This is a genomic window from Kitasatospora sp. MBT63, assembly GCF_000710465.2.
Classification (GTDB): Bacteria; Actinomycetota; Actinomycetes; order Streptomycetales; family Streptomycetaceae; genus Kitasatospora.
The window spans coordinates 28,065-33,731 of sequence record NZ_JAIZ01000833.1; the positions used below are offsets into that span (position 1 = coordinate 28,065).

Annotated in this window: 2 protein-coding genes; both read left to right on the forward strand. The window is 74.3% G+C overall.

All coding sequences use genetic code 11. From position 1 onward, the window contains the following. The coding region (locus tag AA75_RS50660) for a non-ribosomal peptide synthetase (protein WP_158515674.1) at nt 1-3,733 on the forward strand (3,733 nt) is incomplete at its 5' end. After that, nucleotides 3,730-5,667 (forward strand): condensation domain-containing protein (locus AA75_RS44090; protein WP_033826206.1); only part of this gene is annotated, 1,938 nt, incomplete at its 3' end. The genes AA75_RS50660 and AA75_RS44090, both read left to right, overlap by 4 nt.

Consider the following 5,667-nt stretch of genomic DNA (forward strand, 5'->3'; position numbering starts at 1 on the left):
CGTCCGGGAGACCGTGGTCGTCGTCCGCGAGGACACCCCCGGCCAGAAGGAACTGGTGGCCTACTGGACCGCCGAACCCGGCCACCCGGCCACCGGCGCCGACCTGCGGGCCCACCTCGCCACCACGCTCGCGCCGTACATGGTCCCCTCGGCCTTCGTCGAACTGCCCGCCATCCCGCTCACCTCCACCGCCAAGCTCGACCGGCGCGCCCTGCCCGCCCCCGAGCGCACCGCGATGGCCGGCGCCCACGCCGCCGTCGCACCGCGCACCGAGACCGAGGCCAGGCTCGCGGCCGTCTGGAGCGAGGTCCTCGGCCGGGACGGCATCGGCGTCGAGGACGCCTTCTTCGACCTCGGCGGCGACTCGATCCGGGTCCTCGCCCTGATCGGCGCCCTGCGCACGGCCGGCTTCCAGGTCACCGCCGGCGAGGTCTACCAGCACGCCACCGTCGCCGCCCTGGCCGCCCTGCTCGCCTCCCGCGCCCCGGCCGCCGCCGACGCGACGCCCGAACCGGTCCGCCCGTTCGCGCTGATCACGGAGACCGACCGGGCCGCCCTGCCCGCCGACGCCACCGACGCCTACCCGCTCGGCGAACTGCAGCTCGGCATGCTGGTCGAGATGCTCGCCGACCGCGAGCGCAACCGCTACCACAACGTCACCTGCTTCCGGATCGACGACGACCGGCCGTTCGACGACACCGCGCTCGCCGCCGCCGTCGCCCTGCTGACCGACCGGCACGAGATCCTGCGCACCTCCGTGGACATCTCCCGCTACTCCGTCCCGCTGCAGATCGTCCACCGCACCGCCGAGGTCCCCTACCGCAGCTGGGACCTCACCGGCGCCGACCCGCAGGCCCAGCGGGACGCCCTGCGGGCCTTCGTCGCCACCGAGCGGACCGCCCTGTTCGCCGCCGACGACCTCCCGCTGCTGCGGGTCTTCGCCCACGCCGCCGACGACGGCTGGTGGCTGACCGTCACCGAGTCGCACGTCATCCTGGAGGGCTGGAGCCACCACGCCCTGGTGATGGAACTGATCGCCTGCTACCGCAGCCTGCGCGACGGCGAACAGCCGCCGGCCAAGGGCCGCACCGAGGTGCGCTTCGCCGACTTCATCGCCGCCGAACTCGCCGCGCTCGACTCCGCCGAGGACCGCGACTACTGGCAGCGGATCGTCGCCGAACACGCCCCGGTCACCCTGCCCGCGCACTGGCGGGACGCCCCCGGCACCCCGCGCGAGGCGTTCCAGCAGGTGATCCTGCTGGACGACCTGGCCGACGGCCTCGCCGCCGTCGCCACCGCCGCCCAGGCCTCCGTCAAGAGCGTGCTGCTCGCCGCCCACACCAAGGTGATGAGCGGCTTCACCCCGGCCCGGACCTTCTTCACCGGCCTGGTCGGCCACGGCCGCCCCGAGGTGCCCGGCGCCGAGCACGTCTACGGCATGCACCTCAACACCGTGCCGTTCGCCGCCGAGCGCGGCGCCGCCACCTGGCGCGAACTGATCCGGCAGGTCCTGGACCGGGAGGCCGAGATCTGGCCGCACCGCCGCTACCCGCTGCCCGCCATCCAGCGCGACGCCGGCCGCACCGGCCTGATCCAGATCTCCTTCAGCTACCTCGACTTCCACGCCACCGACGAGCACGTCGACGGCGGACTCGGACTCGGCGAGACGCCCAACGAGATCGGCCTCAACGTCATCGCCTCCGGCCGGGGCATCGTGCTCTCCACCGACACCCACACCATCAGCCGGGCCAACGCCGAGCGGCTGGCCGACATGTACCGAGAGGTGCTGCGCGACATGGTCAACAACCTCGACGGGGACGCCCGCACCGGCGCCGCCGCCCAGCCGATCCGCCCGGCCCAGCCCGCCGCCGACGACCGGGCTCCCGCAGCCGCCGACGCCGACGGCACCGGCGCCACCACCATCGGCCTGTTCGAACGCCAGGCCGCCGGCACCCCGGTCGCCACCGCACTGGTCTCCACCGAGGGCAAGCTCTCCTACGCCCGGCTCAACAACCGCGCCAACCAGTTCGCGCACCGGCTGCTCGCACTCGGCGTACGCCCCGAGACCCGGGTCGCCGTCGTCCTGGACCGCGGCCCCGACCTGATCGCCGCCCTGCTCGGCGTCTGGAAGGCCGGCGGCGCCTACGTCCCGCTCGACCCGGCCTTCCCCGACGCCCGGCTGGAGCGGGTGATCCGCGAATCGCACGCCGAGGTGGTCATCACCCACCCCGCCCTGGCCGGCCGGCTCAGCGGCGTCGACCAGGCCAACTGGCTGCTGGTCGACCGCGACGCCCTCGCCGGACAGCCCACCACCGCCCCCGGACTCGACATCGACCCGGACACCCTCGCCTACGTCATCTACACCTCCGGCACCACCGGCCGCCCCAAGGGCGTCGAGGTCACCCACCGCGGCCTCGCCAACTACCTCGCCTGGACCGTCGAGGAGTACGCCTCCCGCGGCACCGGCGGCGCCCCGGTCTTCTCCTCGGTCGCCTTCGACCTGGTGGTGCCCGCCATCTACACCCCGCTGCTGGCCGGCCAGACCGTCCACCTGCTGCCCGCCGACCTGGCACCCGCCGACCTCGGCAAGCACCTCGCCGACGGCGGCCCGTACAGCTTCGTCAAGCTCACCCCCGCCCACCTGGAGGTGCTGCTCGAGCAGCTCTCCGGCGACGAACTCGCCGGCCTGGCCGGCCTGCTGAGCGTCGGCGGCGAACTCTTCCCCGGCCGGCTGGTGAACACCTGGCTCGACCTGGCCGGCGACACCGGCATCCGGTTCGTCAACGAGTACGGCCCGACCGAGATCACCGTCGCCAACTCCGCCTTCGTGGCGACCGGCCCGCAGCCCGGGACCGTCCCGATCGGCCGCCCGATCACCGCCACCACCATGTACGTGCTCGACCGGGACCTGCGGCCCACCCCGGCCGGGGAGCCCGGCGAGATCTACGTCGGCGGCGTCGGCGTCGCCCGCGGCTACACCGACCTGCCCGCCCTCACCGCCGAGCGCTTCCTGCCCGACCCGTACGGCCGCCCCGGCAGCCGGATGTACCGCACCGGCGACCTCGGCACCGTACTGCCCGACGGCGACGTCGACTACCACGGCCGCGCCGACACCCAGGTCAAGCTGCGCGGCTACCGGATCGAGCCCGGCGAGATCGAGGTGGTGCTCGGCGCCCACCCGGCCGTCACCCGGTGCGCGGTGATCGTCCGCGAGGACCGGCCCGGCGACGTGCGCCTGGTCGCCTACGTGGTCCCCGCCCAAGCCGCCGCCGGCTTCGACACCGACGCCGTACGCGACCACCTCGCCGCCCAACTCCCCGACTACATGGTGCCGTCCGCGATCGTCACGCTCGACGCCTTCCCGCTCACCCCGAACGGCAAGCTCGACCGCGGCGCCCTGCCCGAGCCGGTGGCCCCGGCCACCGGCACCACCGGCCGCGCCCCGCGCACCCCGCTGGAGGAGACCCTCGCCGGGCTGTTCGGCGAGCTGCTCGGCGTGGAGGGGGTCTCCATCGACGACAACTTCCTCGACCTCGGCGGCCACTCCCTGCTGGTGATCCGCCTGATCGGCCGGATCCGCGCGCTGCTCGACGCCGAACTCGCCATCGACGTGTTCTTCGCCGACCCCACCGTCGCCGCCATCGCCGAACGCCTCGCCGGCTCCCGCCCCACCGAGACCGGCCCCGCCCGCCCCAAGCTGCGCCGGATGACCCGCCCGGAGGAAACCGCGTGATCCCCCTCTCCTTCGCACAGCAGCGGTTGTGGTTCCTCAACCGCCTTGAGGGCGCCGGTTCCTCGTACAACATCCCGGTGGGGCTGCGGCTGACCGGCGCGGTCGACGTGACCGCGCTCCACGCCGCGCTGCGGGACGTGGTGGGACGGCACGAGAGCCTGCGGACGGTGTTCCCGGACGCGGACGGCGTGCCGTACCAGCGAGTGGTGCCGCTGGCGGAGGTCGGAGAACTGCTGGAGGTGGTCCGCGGCGAGGAGGGACTGGCCGCCGCCGCGGCCCACCCGTTCGACGTGACGGCGGACCTGCCGTTGCGGGCCTGGCTGTTCGAGACCGGCGCCGAGGAGTCGGTGCTGCTGATCGTGCTGCACCACATCGCGGCGGACGGCTGGTCGCTGGCGCCGTTCGCCCGCGACCTGGGCCGGGCGTACACCGCCCGGGCCGCCGGTGAGGCCCCCGGCTGGGGCGAGCTGGAGGTCCAGTACGCGGACTACACCCTCTGGCAGCGCGAGCTGCTCGGCGAGGAGTCCGACCCGCAGAGCCTCATCTCGCACCAACTCGACCACTGGAAGGCCGTCCTGGCCGACCTCCCGGCCGAACTCGCCCTGCCGGCCGACCGGGTCCGCACCGCCGAGCCGGACGGCGCCGGCGGACTGGTCCAGTTCCGCCTCGACGACGCCGTGTTCACGGGCGCCGCCGCGCTCGCCCGGGAGTGCGGGGCGACCGTCTTCATGGTGGTGCAGGCGGCCGTCGCCGCCCTGCTGTCCCGGCTCGGCGCCGGCACCGACATCCCGATCGGCACCCCGGTCGCCGGGCGCACCGACGTCGCCCTGGACGAGCTGGTCGGCTTCTTCGTCAACACCCTGGTGCTGCGCACCGACGTGTCGGGCACCCCGACCTTCCGCGAGCTGGTCGGCCGGGTCCGGGACACCGACCTCGCCGCGTTCGCCCGCCAGGACGTGCCGTTCGAGCGGCTGGTGGAGGTGCTCAACCCGGTCCGGTCGATGAACCGGCACCCGCTGTTCCAGGTGATGCTCACCTTCGACGACGGCGCACCCGCGGCCGGCCTCCAACTGCCCGGGGTCCGGGTGGAGCCGTACGCCGCCGTCGGCGACCGCGCCAAGTTCGACCTGTCCTTCGGCTTCTCCGACCGGGCCGGCGCCGGCCTCGACGGCAGCATCGAGTACTCCGCCGACCTGTTCGACCGGAGCACCGCCGAGGCCGTCCTCGGCCGCTTCCTGCGCCTGCTGGCGGCCGTCGTCGCCGACCCGGACACCCGGGTCTGCGAGGTGGAGCTGCTCGACCCGGCCGAACTCGCGCTGGTGGACCGGCCGATCGCCGCGCCCGCGACGCACGCCCCGGAGCTGCTGCACGAGGTGTTCGAGCGGTGGGCGGCCACGGCACCGGACGCGGTGGCGGTCTCCTTCGAGGGCGGGTCGCTGACCTACCGGGAGCTGAACACCCGGGCCAACGCACTGGCGTGGCACCTGCGCGGGCTCGGTGTGGGCGCCGAGTCGCTGGTGGGCGTCTGCCTGGACCGCGGCCCGGACCTGGTGGTCGCCCTGCTGGCGGTGGTCAAGGCCGGAGGGGCGTACGTCCCGCTGGACCCGGCGTACCCGGCGGAGCGGCTGGCGTTCATGGCCACCGACGCGGAACTCGCGTGCGTGGTGACGCAGCACTCCCACGGCGGCCTGGTGGCGTCGGTGTTCACCGGTGCGGTGGTGGCCCTGGAGGAGCTACCGGCCGGTCTGCCGACGGGTGACCCGGGCGTGCCGCTGTCGGCGGACGCGGCGGTCTACGTCATCTACACCTCCGGCTCGACCGGGCGCCCCAAGGGCGTCACGCTGTCGCACGCGAGCGTGGTCGGCCTGTTCGCGGCGACCGAGGACCTGTTCGGGTTCTCCGCCGACGACGTCTGGTCGCTGTTCCACTCCTAC